The sequence below is a fragment of the Bacillus sp. FJAT-52991 genome, from assembly GCF_037201805.1.
In the GTDB taxonomy this organism is placed as follows: domain Bacteria; phylum Bacillota; class Bacilli; order Bacillales; family Domibacillaceae; genus Bacillus_CE; species Bacillus_CE kandeliae.
In genome coordinates this window covers 1,289,534-1,306,784 of the sequence record NZ_CP147404.1, presented here as the reverse complement: position 1 = coordinate 1,306,784, position 17,251 = coordinate 1,289,534, and the positions used below count along the sequence as shown (strand labels likewise).

Annotated in this window: 17 protein-coding genes; all 17 read right to left on the bottom strand. The window is 39.7% G+C overall.

Going from position 1 to position 17,251, the window contains the following annotated elements; all coding sequences use genetic code 11:
* Positions 1–194: 194 nt before the first annotated feature.
* A complete protein-coding gene (gene dprA / locus WDJ61_RS06750) occupies positions 195–968 on the bottom strand; it encodes a DNA-processing protein DprA (protein WP_338753985.1) in 774 nt (257 codons plus the stop codon).
* Between the two features lie 178 nt (positions 969–1,146).
* Positions 1,147–2,049: a succinate--CoA ligase subunit alpha gene (sucD, locus tag WDJ61_RS06745; protein ID WP_338753984.1), complete on the bottom strand. Its 903-nt coding sequence runs from the start codon at positions 2,047–2,049 to the stop codon at positions 1,147–1,149.
* 36 nt (positions 2,050–2,085) lie between these two features.
* Positions 2,086–3,249 (bottom strand): ADP-forming succinate--CoA ligase subunit beta, encoded by a 1,164-nt coding sequence (sucC, locus tag WDJ61_RS06740; protein ID WP_338753982.1) that lies wholly within the window; start codon positions 3,247–3,249, stop codon positions 2,086–2,088.
* A gap of 220 nt (positions 3,250–3,469) precedes the next feature.
* The gene (locus WDJ61_RS06735; RefSeq protein ID WP_338753981.1) at positions 3,470–3,739 is read right to left on the bottom strand and encodes an EscU/YscU/HrcU family type III secretion system export apparatus switch protein; all 270 of its coding nucleotides are present in this window, start codon (positions 3,737–3,739) and stop codon (positions 3,470–3,472) included.
* Positions 3,736–5,625 (bottom strand): hypothetical protein, encoded by a 1,890-nt coding sequence (locus WDJ61_RS06730; protein WP_338753980.1) that lies wholly within the window; start codon positions 5,623–5,625, stop codon positions 3,736–3,738. The genes WDJ61_RS06735 and WDJ61_RS06730 overlap by 4 nt, the downstream gene beginning before the upstream one ends.
* Positions 5,626–5,637: 12 nt before the next feature.
* Positions 5,638–6,414: a ribonuclease HII gene (locus tag WDJ61_RS06725; RefSeq protein WP_338753978.1), complete on the bottom strand. Its 777-nt coding sequence runs from the start codon at positions 6,412–6,414 to the stop codon at positions 5,638–5,640.
* Between the two features lie 102 nt (positions 6,415–6,516).
* Positions 6,517–7,374 (bottom strand): ribosome biogenesis GTPase YlqF, encoded by an 858-nt coding sequence (gene ylqF / locus WDJ61_RS06720; protein ID WP_338753976.1) that lies wholly within the window; start codon positions 7,372–7,374, stop codon positions 6,517–6,519.
* A 34-nt stretch (positions 7,375–7,408) separates the two neighbouring features.
* Entirely contained in the window at positions 7,409–7,945 is a 537-nt protein-coding gene (gene lepB, locus WDJ61_RS06715; RefSeq protein WP_338753975.1) for a signal peptidase I, read from the bottom strand.
* 117 nt (positions 7,946–8,062) lie between these two features.
* Positions 8,063–8,407: a 50S ribosomal protein L19 gene (gene rplS / locus WDJ61_RS06710; RefSeq protein WP_338753974.1), complete on the bottom strand. Its 345-nt coding sequence runs from the start codon at positions 8,405–8,407 to the stop codon at positions 8,063–8,065.
* Positions 8,408–8,532: 125 nt separating this feature from the next.
* Positions 8,533–9,276: a tRNA (guanosine(37)-N1)-methyltransferase TrmD gene (trmD, locus tag WDJ61_RS06705; protein ID WP_338754732.1), complete on the bottom strand. Its 744-nt coding sequence runs from the start codon at positions 9,274–9,276 to the stop codon at positions 8,533–8,535.
* Positions 9,276–9,794, bottom strand: coding sequence for a ribosome maturation factor RimM (gene rimM, locus WDJ61_RS06700; protein ID WP_338753973.1), 519 nt, complete (start codon positions 9,792–9,794; stop codon positions 9,276–9,278). The genes trmD and rimM overlap by 1 nt, the downstream gene beginning before the upstream one ends.
* A 14-nt stretch (positions 9,795–9,808) precedes the next feature.
* Positions 9,809–10,195 (bottom strand): YlqD family protein, encoded by a 387-nt coding sequence (locus WDJ61_RS06695; protein ID WP_338753971.1) that lies wholly within the window; start codon positions 10,193–10,195, stop codon positions 9,809–9,811.
* A 102-nt stretch (positions 10,196–10,297) separates the two neighbouring features.
* Positions 10,298–10,570 (bottom strand): 30S ribosomal protein S16, encoded by a 273-nt coding sequence (rpsP, locus tag WDJ61_RS06690; protein ID WP_338753970.1) that lies wholly within the window; start codon positions 10,568–10,570, stop codon positions 10,298–10,300.
* A gap of 78 nt (positions 10,571–10,648) precedes the next feature.
* Positions 10,649–11,998, bottom strand: a complete 1,350-nt coding sequence (gene ffh, locus WDJ61_RS06685) for a signal recognition particle protein (RefSeq protein WP_338753969.1) — start codon at positions 11,996–11,998, stop codon at positions 10,649–10,651.
* Positions 11,999–12,010: 12 nt separating this feature from the next.
* The gene (locus tag WDJ61_RS06680) at positions 12,011–12,325 is read right to left on the bottom strand and encodes a putative DNA-binding protein (RefSeq protein ID WP_338753967.1); all 315 of its coding nucleotides are present in this window, start codon (positions 12,323–12,325) and stop codon (positions 12,011–12,013) included.
* Positions 12,326–12,678: 353 nt separating this feature from the next.
* Positions 12,679–13,674 (bottom strand): signal recognition particle-docking protein FtsY, encoded by a 996-nt coding sequence (gene ftsY / locus WDJ61_RS06675; RefSeq protein WP_338753966.1) that lies wholly within the window; start codon positions 13,672–13,674, stop codon positions 12,679–12,681.
* Entirely contained in the window at positions 13,671–17,246 is a 3,576-nt protein-coding gene (gene smc, locus WDJ61_RS06670) for a chromosome segregation protein SMC (RefSeq protein ID WP_338753965.1), read from the bottom strand. Before smc ends, ftsY begins: the two co-directional genes overlap by 4 nt.
* Between the last annotated feature and the right edge of the window lie 5 nt (positions 17,247–17,251).

The window sequence follows — 17,251 nt, the reverse complement described above, 5'->3', positions numbered from 1 at the left end:
GTCAATGAATTTACGTTTATTTTCTCTATTTCGTTTTCCCTGTATAAATATTTCATTTGCTTTATAGTTAAAAATGATGATTCTTTTGCAAAATTTAATACAGATTACAAAGAATTGCAACCTTTTTTTAAAAAACTTTCCAAAAAGAATCAAAAAAAGGGGAGATCATACCGAGTTTCTTCATTATATTTTCATCAGTTTTTAATGATTTCATTTAAAATATCTTCACTCGTTCTCACTAGTTTTGCTCCATCATTTATTAAATCATTGGTCCCTTCTGATAGAGGATCAGTGATTTTTCCAGGGACACAGAACACTTCTCTTCCTTGTTCTAAAGCACAATACGCCGTGATTAAAGATCCGCTTCTTTTCCCAGCTTGTATGACTAATGTCCCAAGGGAAAGACCGCTAATCACTCGATTTCTTGCTGGAAATTGCCATTTTGCAGGTCTGGTATTTGGAGGATATTCGGATAAGACGAGTTGATATTTAGCCATTTCGCGGGCAAGTGAAATATTTTCTGCTGGATAAAGATGATGAAATCCCCCAGCGATCACAGCTATCGTACGACCGGATAGCTTCATGGCCTCTTGATGAGCAAATGTATCTATTCCTTTTGCTAGACCACTAACGATCACACAATTATGTTCTACTAGTTTAGGCATGAGTAATTGAATCGACTGTACTCCATACTCATTAGCTTTCCTAGCCCCAACAATTGCTAGTTTCCGTTCAGATGATAATAAAGAAAGGTCTCCTAATGCGTACAAACCCCAAGGAGGCTGTGGAAGCTGTAATAAAAGTTCAGGATATTTCTCACTATATAGAGGAATAAAAGATATATTTTTTGATTCATATATTTGGAGAGTAGGCTCAATAGGTTGTTGTAAGTGTTTAATAATCTGAGAGGATTGAGAGCTTGAGATGTTTAATAAGGAAGAATAATAGGAGGATGAATAATTATACAAACCTTCTAAAGTTGGGTCTTTCGTTAATAATAAATAAATCGATTTCCAACCAACCGATGGACAATGCTGTAAGTGAATCAGCTTTTTTGTTAACAGATCCAGAACGAATTCCCCCTTTTTATAATAGTAGAAGCAGCCTCATGTTAGACTACATGAGGCTGCGATCTACTGTGTTTAATTAATGAGTTTTACACTCGTCATAAATACCTTTTTCTTTAATAACTTCGATTAACGTTTCACCCATAACAGATGGTGTTTCAGCTACTTTAATGCCGCACTCGTTCATTACACGGATTTTTTCGTCAGCTGTACCTTTTCCGCCAGAGATGATCGCACCAGCATGGCCCATGCGTTTTCCTGGAGGTGCTGTACGTCCACCGATAAAGCCAACAACTGGCTTCGTCATGTTTTCTTTCACCCATAATGCTGCTTCTTCTTCAGCTGTTCCGCCGATTTCACCGATCATGATTACCGCTTTTGTTTCTGGGTCTTCATTGAATGCTTTTAATACATCAATGAAATCCGTTCCATTTACAGGGTCTCCACCGATTCCAACAGCTGTTGTTTGACCGATACCAGCTTGTGATAATTGATGAACCGCTTCGTAAGTTAACGTACCAGAACGGGAAACAACGCCAACATGACCTTTTGTATGAATGTAACCAGGCATGATACCAATTTTACATTCTCCTGGTGTAATCACACCTGGGCAGTTTGGTCCAACTAAGCGAGTTTTCTTATCTTGCATATAGCGTTTTACTTTCACCATATCAAGAACTGGGATATGTTCTGTAATACAAATAACTAAATCAAGTTCAGCGTCTACTGCTTCAACGATCGCATCTGCAGCAAATGGAGCTGGAACGTAAATGACAGAAGCGTTTGCTCCAGTCGCTTTCACAGCATCTTCTACTGTATTGAATACAGGAACTCCCTCTACTTCTGTTCCACCTTTACCAGGTGTTACTCCACCAACGATTTTCGTACCGTACTCAAGCATTTGCTTTGTATGGAAAAGAGCAGTAGAACCAGTAATACCTTGAACGATTACTTTCGTATCTTTATTAATAAATACACTCATGCCTATACCTGCCTTTCTATTGTCAACTCTCCGAAATTATTTGCCAACAAGCTCAACGATTTTTTGTGCGCCATCAGCCATAGACTCAGCAGCCACAATGTTGATGTCAGATTCACTCAAAATTTGTTTTCCTAAGTCAACGTTTGTACCTTCTAAACGTACGACTAATGGCACAGAAAGACCTACTTGCTTAGCCGCTTCGACAACACCAGTTGCGATAACGTCACATTTCATAATTCCACCGAAAATGTTAACGAAAATTCCTTTAACGTTTTGGTCAGAAAGAATGATTTTGAATGCTTCTGTTACCTTTTCAGCTGTTGCGCCGCCCCCAACATCAAGGAAGTTAGCCGGGTCTCCACCGTAATGCTTAATGATGTCCATCGTTGCCATCGCAAGACCTGCACCGTTAACCATACAACCGATGTTACCATCAAGAGAGATATAGCTTAAGTCGTATTTAGATGCTTCGATTTCTTTTGGATCTTCTTCTGCTAAATCACGATAGTCTAAAATATCTTTATGACGGTATAATGCATTGGAATCAAAGTTCCATTTCGCATCTAACGCCATCACGTTGCCGTCACCTGTAACTACTAACGGGTTAATTTCAGCGATTGAAGCGTCTTTTTCAACGAATGCTGTGTAAAGACCCATCATGAATTTCACTGCTTTGTTAACAAGCTTCGCCGGAATGTTAATGTTGAACGCAATACGACGTGCTTGATATGGCATTAATCCTGTTACTGGATCAATTACTTCTTTGAAAATTTTCTCAGGAGTAGCCGCTGCTACTTCTTCAATTTCCGTTCCGCCTTCTTCAGAAGCCATTAATACAACTCTTGAAGTCGCACGATCAAGAACAAGACCGATGTAATATTCCTTTTGGATATCACAGCCTTCTTCAATTAGTAAGCGTTTTACTTCTGTTCCGTCTGGACCGTTTTGATGCGTGATAAGCGTCTTACCTAGAATTTCTTCTGCATATGTACGCACTTCTTCAATATTTTTTGCTACTTTTACTCCGCCTGCTTTACCGCGGCCACCTGCATGAATTTGTGCTTTAACTACACAAATTTCTGTGCCTAATTCTTTCGCTGCTTGAACTGCCTCTTCAACAGAGAAAGCAACTTTACCGTTTGGAACGGCTACCCCGTAACTTCTGAGGATTTCCTTACCTTGATACTCATGGATATTCATACTGATCCTCCTATCAATCTCAAAAAAAGTAGACTGCGCTTTCATTGTATATAAAGTCTGTATTTATGTCTACAATTTGAACATATTTTGTTCGTAGTCCCAATTTTTAATGTTTTCTTAATTATTTCATTGTTTTTGAATTTTTCTAGAACCATAAAGCGCAAGTAACGCAGCCCTTATTTATGTTGTCCCAGATTGAAAAGTTTACACCTATTTTTTGTTATTTTTTCTGCTGATCCAATCGATAAATAAAGGCAAATACTTCTGCCACCGCTTGATATAATTCCTCAGGAATCGACTCATTGATCTCAAGTTTACCTAAAATTTCAACGAGGCTCGGATCTTCCTGAATCGGAATATTATGCTCTTTAGCTTTAAGAATAATATTTTCAGCGATTTTTCCTTTTCCTTTCGCTAACAGCGTTGGAGCCTGTTGCCCTGGTTGATAAGATAAAGCGGCCGCTTGCATTCTTTTTTCTTCTTTTTTCATATTCGAATATCCACTCCTGCATATGCTTGCTCATTCATAGCTTGAACGAAAGGTATCACCTTCTTTTCCTCAGGTTGTTTAAACTGAACAGTTGATAGTTGATACCCTTTTGTTTCCACCCCTGCTTTTAAAGCGGGTAACATTGGAGCAGCCAGGGTTTGAATTCCAGGAGTATCATTAAAAATTTGCAAACTAATGATTCGGTTTTGCACTTGCATATCAATCACTGTTTCCTGTAAATGTTCAAGATTTAAGTAAAATAGCACTCGGCAATAGTCGGCATCCAGTTGGCCATTTTCCTTTTTCCTTCCTGACCATTGCAAAGTTAAATCTGTTTGAAATCCAAATAAGTTTAAGGGAATTTGCATAATCAGTTGTTGAAGCGGACCGTTTTCAGCCGATAAAATATGTTGAGCATTTATTCGACCAATCATTTTCTCAGCGAGGTCTCTTATCGATAATGGCATTTCCTCTCCTAACAACTTTAATAGTTGTGTCTTCATCATTTGCTCTACATTCATTTCTCCCGTGCTTTTCGATCCAAGTCTCGCCTCTAAATCGACCCCTAAAGAGGTAAAAGCCTCTTTTATTAAAGCATAGGCCTCTTTTCCCATCATTTGAAGTCTTGCTTCATTGTCGACCGATGAATGTAATTGTTGAAACAATGCTTCTTCTGGAGTAAGTGATACTTGTGGTTTCACTACAATATTCGCCGCTTCTTGTCGAAAATTTTGAATGACTGTCTCCTCTCTTTGATTTAAAAAAAGAGCTAACCCCTTCACCGCTTCTAACTGATTTTCATTGAATGTCATAAGCTTCGTTGCTAGTTTAAAAATGGCTGGAAGTTGTTCTTGGGGCCGTTTATTTTCTTTTAAAGCCGATAAGAGTAAGTCAATCTCATCAACAATGTCTTGCGGAACAGCGGCTTGCTGAGATACATTCAACAGTGCCTGCCTCAATCTTTCAATCGCTTGACTATTAGCCTCCGTGAGCATTTGAGTGACAGCAGCTTGCAATTCATTGATTGCTGCATGAATCGGTAGCTTCTGGGTATTCCCACTCATGTCCGATGCCTTTGTATCATTGACCTTCCATTGCTGAATAATTGCTTCTAAAGCCTCATGTATGGTTGACGCTGAATTCGGTACAAGCCCTAATGATTTTAATGTATGGAGAGCCACATTTCTTTCGCTGCTCGACTGATTTGGTTGAGTGGCCATTTCTATTAAAGACGTCAACGCCTGTTGAACCGTACGTGTTGTTACTGGTTGCTGCCATTCCTTGATCGTTCTTAATAACTGTACAGCGGACTCAGGTGGATCAGTGAAATTTTGCAAGTTTATTGCTAACTGTTCCGCTAACTTGCCGAAACTGACTGGTGATTGTGCAGTTACCAATGCTTGAAAGACATCTTTTGTAAACGGCAATGAACGATCAATCATCGCTTTAATCGCTTGAATCCCTTCGTTAATGCCTGACTTTGCAAACCATTCTCCTACCTTCGTCACCATATCTTTCGTCAGTGGCAAACCTTCTTTAATCATCATTTGTACAAAAGCCTTGTTTTCTTTCGTCGGTGGCAGCATCAGCTGTTTTAAAATCGATTCAGCCATTTGCTGTACATTACCTCTCAATGAACCAGAGTCGGCCACTACCTTTAGCTCAAGACCATTTTCTACAGAGGTGACATTAAACCAATAACGTTCTCCTGCTTGTAGCGGTGTCTCTAGCTTGGCTATCAGCTTGTTAGACCCCACCATAACCTCTGCCATGTCGTTTGAAAGAATTTTCACCACTTTTCCCGAAAAAATTTGCCCTTCACTTAATTGCAAAGACTTTTCTTTACCAACTAGACTTTTATTCGCTGCAATTAGCTCAATATTCAAGGTATGCCCCTCCTATTGTTTCGCCGTTTTGATCATCTCTTTCACAGGTGCAAAGCTTTTACGATGAATGTCAATCGGTCCAAATGCTTGTAATCCTTCTAAATGTTCTTTCGTACCATATCCCATATTTTTTTCAAAGCTATAGTGCGGATAGACAAGTGCATATTCTTTCATCAATCTATCTCTCGTTACTTTCGCTACTACTGAAGCCGCAGCAATGGAAACACTGTGTGCATCGCCTTTAATAATGGATGTTTGACCAATTGGCACATCTACTTTCATGGCATCGATCAACAAATGCTCCGGTTGCGTTTTAAGGGCACAAACGGCTGTTTTCATCGCTTGTTTTGTCGCTTCATAAATATTAAGCTGATCGATGCCTTCAGAGGAGACAATACCAATGCCCACATCTGCTTGTTCTACAATCACCTCATAAAACTGGTCTCTTTTTGCTTCACTGAGTTTTTTTGAATCATTTAACCCTGGTAAATAAAAATTTAAAGGCAAGATGACTGCTGCGGCCACAACTGGACCAGCGAGCGGCCCTCGTCCGACTTCATCGATTCCTGCTATATACGTCATTCCTTGGTCAATGAGTTGTTGCTCGTATTTCAGCATTTCTTTATAAATCAGGTGGTCCCGTTCAAGCCTCTCCTGCGCTTTATACCATTGTTGCAAAGCTTGTTGGACACCTTTACGTGAATCGTCTATCAACGATGTCAACCGTGGATCTTCTTTTGAATGAATTTCTTTTAATAATGCTTTCACTTCAGATACAGATAGTGCCATATCGTTTCCTCACTTATCTATTGATTGTCCTACTACATTTGCTATTTATATCGGATTTTTGGGAACGAAATAAAGGCCCTTTTTAAGGACCTTTAATTTTAGTTATTGAGGGATGTATTCAGGATCATCAAAAGTTAACCTGCCTAACTTTTCTCCACGAATGTCACGGATAATTACTTCAGCCGTTTTATCGTAGTCCACTTCGAATTTACTCGCTAAACAACCTCTTAATTTTCCGATATGGTTAAAAACATCGACCACTTCATCAAATAGTTCTTCCATCTCATATCGCTCTTGTAATCGTTCAGGATAGTGTGTTTCTAAAAAACGGAGAGCAAAAATAGCTACATCTTGCAAATTTAAAATAGCATCCTTAATCGCACCGGTTAGTGCCAACTTATAACCAGTTTCAGGATCTTCAAATTTTGGCCAAAGAATACCCGGTGTATCTAACAGCTCCATCTCTTTCCCGGCTTTAATCCATTGTTGAGCTTTTGTGACGCCCGGCATATTTCCTGTTTTCGCGATATTCTTTTTCGCTAATCGATTAATCAATGTTGATTTTCCTACGTTTGGAATACCAACGATCATTGCCCGAATCGCTCTCGGTCTAATTCCGCGAGATTTCATCCGCTCAAGCTTCTCTTTTAATACTTCTTTCGCCGCTTTGCTAATGGTTTGCAGTCCACTACCCGCTTGTGAATTGATCGGTAAGGCTTTAATTCCTTCCTTCTCAAAATAAGCTAACCACTTCGTTGTCATTGCCGGATCAGCTAAATCGGCTTTATTGAGTAACACTAGTCGCGGCTTTTGCTGAATGATCTCATCAATCATTGGATTTCTAGATGAGATTGGAAGCCTAGCATCTACTAGTTCAAATATAATATCGACAAGCTTTAATTTCTCCGTTACTTCTCTTCTTGCTTTTGCCATGTGGCCTGGAAACCATTGAATCGTCAAAAGCTCCACCTCCGTTCTATGATGTATGTCTAGTTTAGTCGACTAAGCGCATGTTTCCCAGAGGCCAGAAAACGACATTTGTACTTCCGACTACTTCATCCATACTCACTGTTCCAATGTGTCGTCCATCTTTACTATAGAGACGATTATCACCAAGAACAAAAATCTCTCCTTCTGGCACAGTTTTACGCCCTGTTATTTCTTCCAAAGTAAAATCAGGAGTAAGCGGTCCAGGCTCTTGACTTTTATATTCATCTAAATACGGTTCTTCGTAGTATTTACCATTAATGTATAGTTTATCGTCTTTATACTCAACGGTATCTCCTGGAAGACCAATAACCCGTTTAATATAGTCCTTGTTTTCTGGAGCATGAAAGACAACGATATCAAACCGTTCTGGAGTGTCCATTTTATTGACCATCATCCAATCTCCATTGTTCAAAGTTGGCATCATGGACTCTCCATCTACAACAATCGGTGCAATAATAAAATATCGAATGATAGCTGCGAGTCCGATTGCAATTAAAAAAGCCTTCGTCCATTCCCAAAATTCGTTTTTTTCCTTCGCCAAAATAACCACCACCTATTTTTTATACTACAATCATATCATGTAAAAACACTTCAAGAAAAGTAAATGGGATTGAAAAAGGAGCTTGTTTCCAAGCCCCCTTTTTCAAATCTTACATAATTATCGAATTTCTTTAATACGAGCAGCTTTACCACGAAGGTTACGTAAGTAGTAAAGTTTTGCACGACGAACTTTACCGCGGCGAAGCACTTCGATTTGAGCGATTTTTGGTGTATGAAGCGGGAATGTACGTTCCACACCAACACCGTAAGAGATTTTGCGAACAGTAAATGTTTCGCTAATTCCGCCACCACGACGTTTAATTACTACACCTTCAAATACCTGAATACGCTCACGAGTACCCTCGATAACTTTTACGTGTACGCGAACTGTATCTCCAGGACGGAAAGATGGTAAGTCTGAACGAAGTTGTTCTTGAGTAAGTTCTTGAATTAATTTGTACATTATATTCCTCTCCTTCTAACAGATGCTCTTATCGGCTATCATTTGCCCCAGCGGAACACCGTTTTAATGGGCTGCAGCTCTTGCCACAAACCACTTGTAAATTCTATCAAAATCAAATGAATAAATCAAGTTCTTTTTTGTTGATTCCATTGATGTATCCAAGTTAATTGCCGTTCTGTTAATGGGTATTTTTCCAATAGATCTGGCCGTCGTTCCCATGTGCGCCTTAAAGATTGTTGATCTCGCCACTCATCAATCAATCGATGGTTCCCTGAAAGCAGAACGTCTGGCACCTTTAACCCTCGAAAATCGGCTGGTCTTGTGTACTGAGGATGTTCAAGCAAACCGGATGAGAAGGAGTCTAATACGGGTGAATCTTCATTTCCTAACACATCAGGTAGCAAGCGAACAACACTATCAACAACGACCATCGCACCGAGCTCTCCCCCGGTTAACACATAATCACCTATTGAAATTTCATCTGTGACAAGATGCTCTCTAATTCTCTCGTCATAGCCTTCATAGTGACCACAAATAAAAATTAAATGCTCTTCTTTAGCGAGCTCCTCCGCTTTCTTCTGAGTATATCGCTCACCTTGAGGGCACATTAATATAATTCGAGGTTGAGAGGAGGCGGCTTTCTCCTTTAAATGAGCAACTGCATCAAATACGGGTTGAGGCTTTAACACCATTCCGGCTCCTCCACCATAAGGATAGTCATCTACTGTATGATGCTTCCCTTCAGCAAACTCCCTAAAATTAACGACGTTGTACTGAACTTTCCCCTTCTCCTCTGCTTTTTTTAACATAGAGGAATGAAAAACACCTTGAAACATTTCAGGAAAAAGCGATAACACATCAATGTTCATCATGATAAAAGCCCTTCCATCGGCTCAATAATGATCACTTTCTCCTTTATATCTACCTTTTTTACAATTTGCTCAATATAAGGGATATAGTGATCTTTTCCTTTTTCTCCTTTAACGACCCACACGTCATTCGCGCCAGGCGTCAGGATTTCTTTTATTTTACCGACTTCTTCACCATCGAGCGTTTGCACAGTACACCCGATGATTTCATGAAAGTAATATTCTCCTTCTGGTAACTCACCAAGCTGACTTTCTTTAATTTTTAATAATGCACCTTTTAAAGATTCTACTTTGTTAATGTTGTCAAACCCTTCTAACATCAGCAAATCAAAATTTTTATGTTTACGGTGCGAAGTAATAATGACAGGCTTTCCTTCTGTTTCCTCTGACATAAACAAGTAAAGAACATTGCCTACTTTATATCTTTCGTCTGGGAAATCCGTTCGTGAAATCACTCTTATTTCTCCTTGAATACCATGAGTGTTCACGATTTTTCCGACGTTAAACCATTTTTCCATCTTGTGCTTCACCTCTATCGAATGTCAATGATGATGCCATCTTTAATGATGATTGTTTTCTCATTTTCAATGTCGCTCCAACGGTCACCAACATTCACTTCCGTCATCGTCTGGAGCTCTTGTTCCTTCAGTTCACTTCCAAGCGGTAATAGACTTAGCTGGTTTACCTGAAATTCGATATTTTGTATCTTATCTAAACGTTTTTGCATTTCCTTTTCATACAACTGCGCACTCTCTTTTTTGCTATTTTTGTACTTCTTTTCTGCTTTCTTTTGCTCAAAGCGAAGTTGTTCATATTCTCTTTGAAGTTGACTCTTTTGCTCCTCATATGAAAGGAGTAGCTGACGCTTCATTTTCTCAGTTAATACCTGTTTCACGACTACCGTTTGTAAAATGTACATGAATAGAACCTCCCATTCATTTTAGGGAAGAATTTATAATTATATACACAAAAAGGGAGGTTTTCTCCTCCCTAATTGATGATTGCTACATGCAATTTAAAATTATTTGCCTAATTTAGCGTTATGGAATTTCTCCATGATGCCTTCGTTAGAGAACAGGTTACGAACCGTATCAGATGGTTTCGCACCGTCTTGAAGCCATTTAAGAGCAAGCTCTTCGTTGATTTTTACTTCAGCTGGTTGAACAACTGGGTTGTATGTTCCAATTGTTTCGATTGAACGTCCATCACGAGGAGAACGAGAATCTGCTACTACGATACGATAGAATGGGGATTTTTTTGCACCCATGCGTTTTAAACGAATTTTTACTGCCATTTTTAAAGCACCTCCGAATAGTTTTACACAAGATAGTATAATAGCAAATAACACTATTGTTTGTAAAGGGTTTTTTCTTTACATGAAAGGAAATTTGAATGGCATGCCTTTTTTCTTTCCTTTTTGTTGCATACCAGACATTTGTTTCATCATTTTTTTCATTTCTTCAAATTGCTTTAGGAGGCGATTTACTTCCTGAATGGATGTACCACTGCCTTTAGCAATTCTTTTTTTGCGACCTGCGCTGATGATTTCTGGGTGTTGCTTTTCTTCTTTTGTCATCGAGCGGATAATCGCTTCAATATGGCCAATTTGTTTATCATCGACTTGAATATTATTCAAGCCTTTGATTTTATTAGCTCCTGGAAGCATTTTAATAATTTCATCTAAAGGCCCCATAGAACGAACTTGACCTAATTGATCTAGGAAATCATCAAATGTGAACGACATTGTTCGCATTTTCTGTTCTAGTTCTTTCGCTTTCTCTTCATCGACATTAGATTGAGCTTTCTCAATTAAGGTAAGCACATCTCCCATGCCGAGAATTCGAGAAGCCATACGTTCCGGGTGAAAAGGTTCTAGTGCATCTAGCTTTTCTCCCATTCCGGCAAACTTAATCGGCTTATCAGTGACTGCACGAATGGACAAAGCAGCTCCTCCGCGTGTATCACCATCAAGCTTTGTTAAAACAACGCCTGTTACTCCAAGCTGATCATTAAAGCTTTGCGCTACGTTGACAGCATCTTGACCAGTCATTGCATCAACGACAAGGAAGATTTCATCAGGTTTCGTCAGCTCTTTAATTTCTTTCAGTTCGCCCATTAAGTCTTCATCAATATGAAGACGCCCAGCCGTATCAATCAATACATAATCATGATGATCCGCTTTCGCTTTTTCAATTGCTTGCTTAGCAATCTCCACAGGACTCACTTGATCGCCTAATGAAAAAACAGGCATATTCAATTGCTTCCCGAGAGTCTCCAACTGCTTAATGGCAGCTGGTCGATAAATATCGGCAGCAACTAATAGCGGTTTGCGATTATAGCGTTTACGAAGCAAATTCGCCAGTTTTCCTGTCGTAGTTGTTTTACCAGCACCTTGCAAACCAACCATCATAATCACCGTTGGAGGTCGCTTAGCTACAGCAATTTGACTTTGCTCTCCCCCCATCAACGTTGTCAATTCTTCCTTAACTACTTTAATGACCTGTTGGCCGGGAGTTAAGCTTTGCATGACTTCTTGACCGACGGAGCGCTCACTGACTTTTTTAACAAAATCTTTGACAACTTTAAAGTTAACATCCGCTTCTAAAAGGGCAAGACGCACTTCACGCATCATTTCTTTTACATCTGCTTCTGTTACTTTCCCTTTGCCTCGGATTTTTTGCATCGTATTTTGCAGTCGGTCGGCTAATCCTTCAAACGCCATCTATGCCGCCTCCTAATCTAATTTCTCCAGCGCTTCAATGATCAGCCATTCCTTATCAGAAGTCATTTCTTTCAACTTCTGCAACAGCTTCGTGCGCTCTTGAAATTTTTTAAATAAAAACAATTTGCTTTCATATTCCTCCAACATGGATTCCGTGCGTTTAATATTATCATAAACCGCTTGGCGGCTCACTCCATACTCTTCCGCAATTTCACCAAGGGAGAAATCATCCAAATAATAAAGGGACATATAGCTACGTTGCTTTTCAGTTAACAACGATTGATAAAAATCATACAAATAATTCATTCTCGTCGTCTTCTCAAGCACACAAAGCCCCCCTTTGTTAAGTTAAAAACCTTTACACTGAATTATTTTACTCACAAACCTAACCAATGTCAAGAAAAAAACTTTACAACGTGGAAAAGCGGAAGCGCCTTGTTCAGCCCCGACAAGCACAAGACGAGTCGGCTGAAAGGTTGCTCTTTAACCTTTTGGACGGATTGGCTTGTGACCTCGAGGGGCTAGGTGCTGGAGCTGGACAATATGAAAAGCGGAAACGGCTGTTTAGACTCGGCAGACATAAGGGGGACCGTCGAAGTGGCGTTCTTTGCCACACAGACGTGACGACTTATGTCCGAAAGTCTAGCCGTTGCAGCTGGACAAAGAAAAGCGGAAGGCACTTACTCCGCTTCTTCCTCCTCCATCTGTAAACCTGAGAATAATCCATATACATATTTTTCGGCATCGAATGGCTGAAGGTCGTCCATTTTCTCTCCTAATCCAACGAACTTCACCGGAATATCCAGTTCTTTTCGAATCGCAAGAACAATTCCACCCTTAGCTGTTCCATCTAGCTTTGTTAAAACTATACCGGATACATTGGTTGCTTCTTTAAATGTTTTCGCTTGAACCATCGCATTTTGTCCTGTCGTTGCATCAAGAACAATCAACACCTCATGCGGAGCGCCTGGAATCTCGCGCTCAATGACTCGCTTCACTTTCTCCAACTCATTCATTAAGTTGACTTTATTTTGAAGTCTTCCCGCTGTATCGCAAAGCAAAATGTCTACATTTCTTGATTTAGCTGCACGAACAGCATCATACATGACAGCAGCTGGGTCTGACCCCTCTCCTTGCTTAATGACCTCAACGCCCGTTCTTTCGCCCCATACTTCTAGTTGATCAATGGCTCCGGCACGGAAGGTATCTCCTGCAGCAAGTAAGACTTTTTTCCCTTCAGATTTATACTTATGAGCAAGCTTACCAATCGTTGTAGTTTTACCTACACCATTTACACCAACGAATAAAATAACCGTTAAGTCATTCTCTTGAATGTTCACTTCATTTGGTGTGTCTTCACCCGCTTGATAAATCTCTACTAATTTCTCTGTAATAATATCTTGTACTTCCGCTGGGTCCTTTGTATTACGGCGTTTCACTTCAAATTTAAGTTGTTCTATTAATTCCATGACAATCTCAAAACCGACATCAGCCCCAATTAAAATCTCTTCCAATTCTTCAAAGAAATCCTCATCAATTTTGCGATAGCGAGCAACAAGATCATTCACTTTATTAGAAAAATTATCTCGAGTTTTCGTCAAACCCGATTTAAATTTTTCAGTGGCTTGATCAGTTGTAGATGTAAATTTCTCTTTTAACTTTTTAAAAAAACTCATTTTACGCTTTCCTCCTTCATTTGCGGAGTTTCCTCCATTCGAACAGACACTAATCGAGATACACCCGACTCTTCCATCGTCACTCCATAGAGCACATCTGCTTCTTCCATTGTGCCTTTACGGTGGGTAATCACGATGAATTGTGTTTCCTCGCTGAATTGCTTTAAATACGTACTAAAACGATGAACATTCGCTTCGTCCAATGCCGCTTCGACCTCATCAAGCACACAAAACGGAACGGGGCGCACTTTTAAAATAGAGAATAATAAAGCGATCGCCGTAAGGGCTCGTTCTCCGCCAGATAACAGGCTTAAGTTTTGCAATTTTTTCCCCGGAGGCTGCGCGACAATATCTACCCCTGTATTTAATAAATCATTGGGCTCAGTCAGTTTTAATTCTGCTCTGCCTCCACCAAACAACGCTTGGAAGACCGGTAAAAAGTGAGAGCTAATCGCTTGAAATGTTTCTTTAAATCTTTTCGTCATTTCTACATCCATTTCTTCAATCACTTGCACAAGTGTATCTTTTGCTTCTTGCAAGTCTACCCGCTGTTCTTCAAGAAACGTATATCGTTCATAAACACGTTCATATTCATCAATAGCCCCGATGTTGACATTGCCAAGTTCCTTAATCGAAAGCTTAATCAATTTCACTTTTTTGCGAACTTCCTCTATAGAAAATGGCAAAGGATACGTTTCTTTCGCGTATTCATAGGACATCGAATAATCTTTACGCAATTGCTCTAAGCGATTTTCCATTTCCACATCCAGACGATTAATTTTCACTTCTTCATCTTGAACCGCTTCGCTCATTGCCTTATAAAGCCTTTTTAGCTCCTTTAGTTCTAACTCTTCGTCTTCTAGTTTTTGTTGTTTCTCTAAACGTTCTTCCCTACGCAAGGAAATTAGCTTGATGGTTTGTTCTTTATCTATTTGCTTGATGCGCGCCGCTTGTTCAAGTTCTTCTTCCCCTTGATGACTGGAAGACATTTCTGATTTCAGCCAATGCAGCTCTTCTTCCCACTGATGATATTTCTTTGTAGCCTCATCCAATTCTCTTTGCACTTGTGCTAATCGAGTTTGACCTGTGGTTAACTGTTCTTTTTTGACAGCAAGCATTGATTTCATATCACTCATCGACTGCATTAAAGATTCTTTGAGTGAGCTTTCTTTTTGCTTTTTCTCCGTTAAGCTCTTAATTTCAATATTAAGTGCATCTATTTCCTTTTGTTTACTTGCCAATCGTTTTTCGACTGATTGATAGCGACTCGCTAGCTGTTCTTTTTCTTCTTGGAATTCTTTTTTCTCTCTATCATATAAGGATAAGCGGTCATTGATCGTTTGATAAGAAAATTGCCATTCGAGCAGTTCATTTCTCCATTGCTGCTCTGCCACTCTCAATTGTTCGCCTTTTGTACGCATTTCCTCTAATAGGATTTCATTTTTGGCAATGGTCTCTTTCAATTTCTTTACTTCCCGCTCGACTTTTGCTGTTTTTTCTTCCATAGAAGCAAGCTTCATCTTTAAATCTTCTAATTCGTTTTTACGGGTTAATAACGAGCTTGTTTTTTGTTTAATGGCTCCACCTGTCATTGAACCTCCAGGATTGACAACATCCCCTTCTAGAGTGACAATCCGATAACGATAACCGAGCATTTTAGCTAATTCATTCGCACCTGTTAAGTCCTTGGCAATGACGACAAGACCTAGCACATTCATAATCGCTCGTTTATATTGTTCATCATATTGGACCAAATCGGAGGCAACCCCGATAAAGCGAGGGTCGGTTTGCAATTGAGCAAGAACTGCTGCTGGAAATATCTTTTCTTTCATTGCCGTTAAAGGTAGGAAAGTTGCACGGCCATAACGGTTATTTTTCAAGTAAGCAATCGCGGCCCGAGCTGATGCTTCATCTTGAGTAATAATATGCTGTACGCTGCTGCCAAGAGCAATTTCAATCGCTGTTTCATACTCTTTTGGTACGTCAATGACTTCAGCTACCGCCCCTTCAATCCCTGAAAGTGTACGGTTTCTAGCTTTTAATATTTCTTTCACTCCTTGAAAAAAGCCGGAGTAATCCTCTTCTAAAGATTCAAGCATCTCTTTTCTTGACTTAGCGTCTTGTAAAATTTTATAGGCTTGATATAAGTTCGATTCTTGTTTTGTATACTTCAACTTCAGCGCTTCTAACGTTTGTTGCCCACTTCGAAACGCTTCAACATGTAAAGTAAGCTCTCTTTGGGCAGTGGCTAGCTTTTCTTCAATTTGTTTTTTGTTTGTTTCTATTTGTTGTCTTTCAGCTACTTGTTTTTCATTCTCTACATCGATTCTTGCTCTACGACGAGTAAGTTGTTCCATTTGTTGAGTGAGATTATGCAGCTCATTTTTTGCCGATGCCTGCTCATTCAATCCTTCAATGTAATCAGCTTTTAACGACTCAATCTTCGCTTCTAAATCTTGCGATAAGGTTTGCATTTCCTGTCGTTTTTCCATAAGCCGACGGCGTAATTGTTCCTCTTCTAGCTGATCCGCTTCTACTTTTTGTGTCAGCTCTTCAGCAAGTTGTGAAAGCTCGGTCATCTTCTCTTTCGTTTCTTTCATATAATCCGCTAGCTGCCCTTCATTTTGAACGGCATTTTTCTTGCGTTCTTTTAGCACCTGCTTGCGACCCTCTAGCTTTTCAAGTTCCTCACTAGCCGCTAATAAAACATTTTGTAAATCATTGACTGATTCATCGATCGCCGTTATTTGATCGCGCAGCGCGGCTGTTGCGGCTTCTTTCTTTTGCAAATTAGCAGATAGCTGCATTTCTTGTTGTTGATGTAACGTAAAACTTTCCTTTAGCTTTTGCCATTCCGCATGGAGTTGATCAATTTCATAAACGATGGAGGCAATATCATATGATGTTAGCTCTTCCTTCTTCTCAAGGTAGTCCTTCGCCATGGAAGCCTGAATTCGTAACGGTTCTACTTGACTTTCAAGCTCGTATAAAATATCTTGGACACGATTTAAGTTTTCTTGTGTTTCAGTCAGCTTTTGTTCCGCTTTTCGCTTGCGTACTTTGTATTTAAGCACACCAGCTGCTTCTTCAAAAATCGCACGCCGATCTTCTGGCTTGCTGTTTAATATTTCTTCTACTTTCCCTTGTCCAATAATCGAAAAAGCTTCTCTTCCAAGACCTGAGTCCATAAATAATTCAACAATGTCTTTTAACCGGCAGGACTGTTTATTAATGAAATATTCACTATCTCCTGATCGGTACACCCTTCTCGTCACATTGACTTCATTGTATTCAATTGGGAGTATTTGCTTCTCATTGTTTAAAGTTAACGTCACTTCGGCAAAGTTTAGCGCCTTGCGAGTGTCACTTCCCGCAAAAATAACATCTTCCATTTTTCCGCCACGTAAACTTTTGGCCGACTGTTCTCCTAACACCCAGCGAACGCCGTCCGTAATGTTGCTTTTTCCAGAGCCATTTGGACCAACGACCGCTGTGACCCCATCGACAAAATCAACAGATGTTCGCTCGGCAAAAGACTTAAAGCCTAAGATCTCCAATCTCTTCAGGAACATATTTC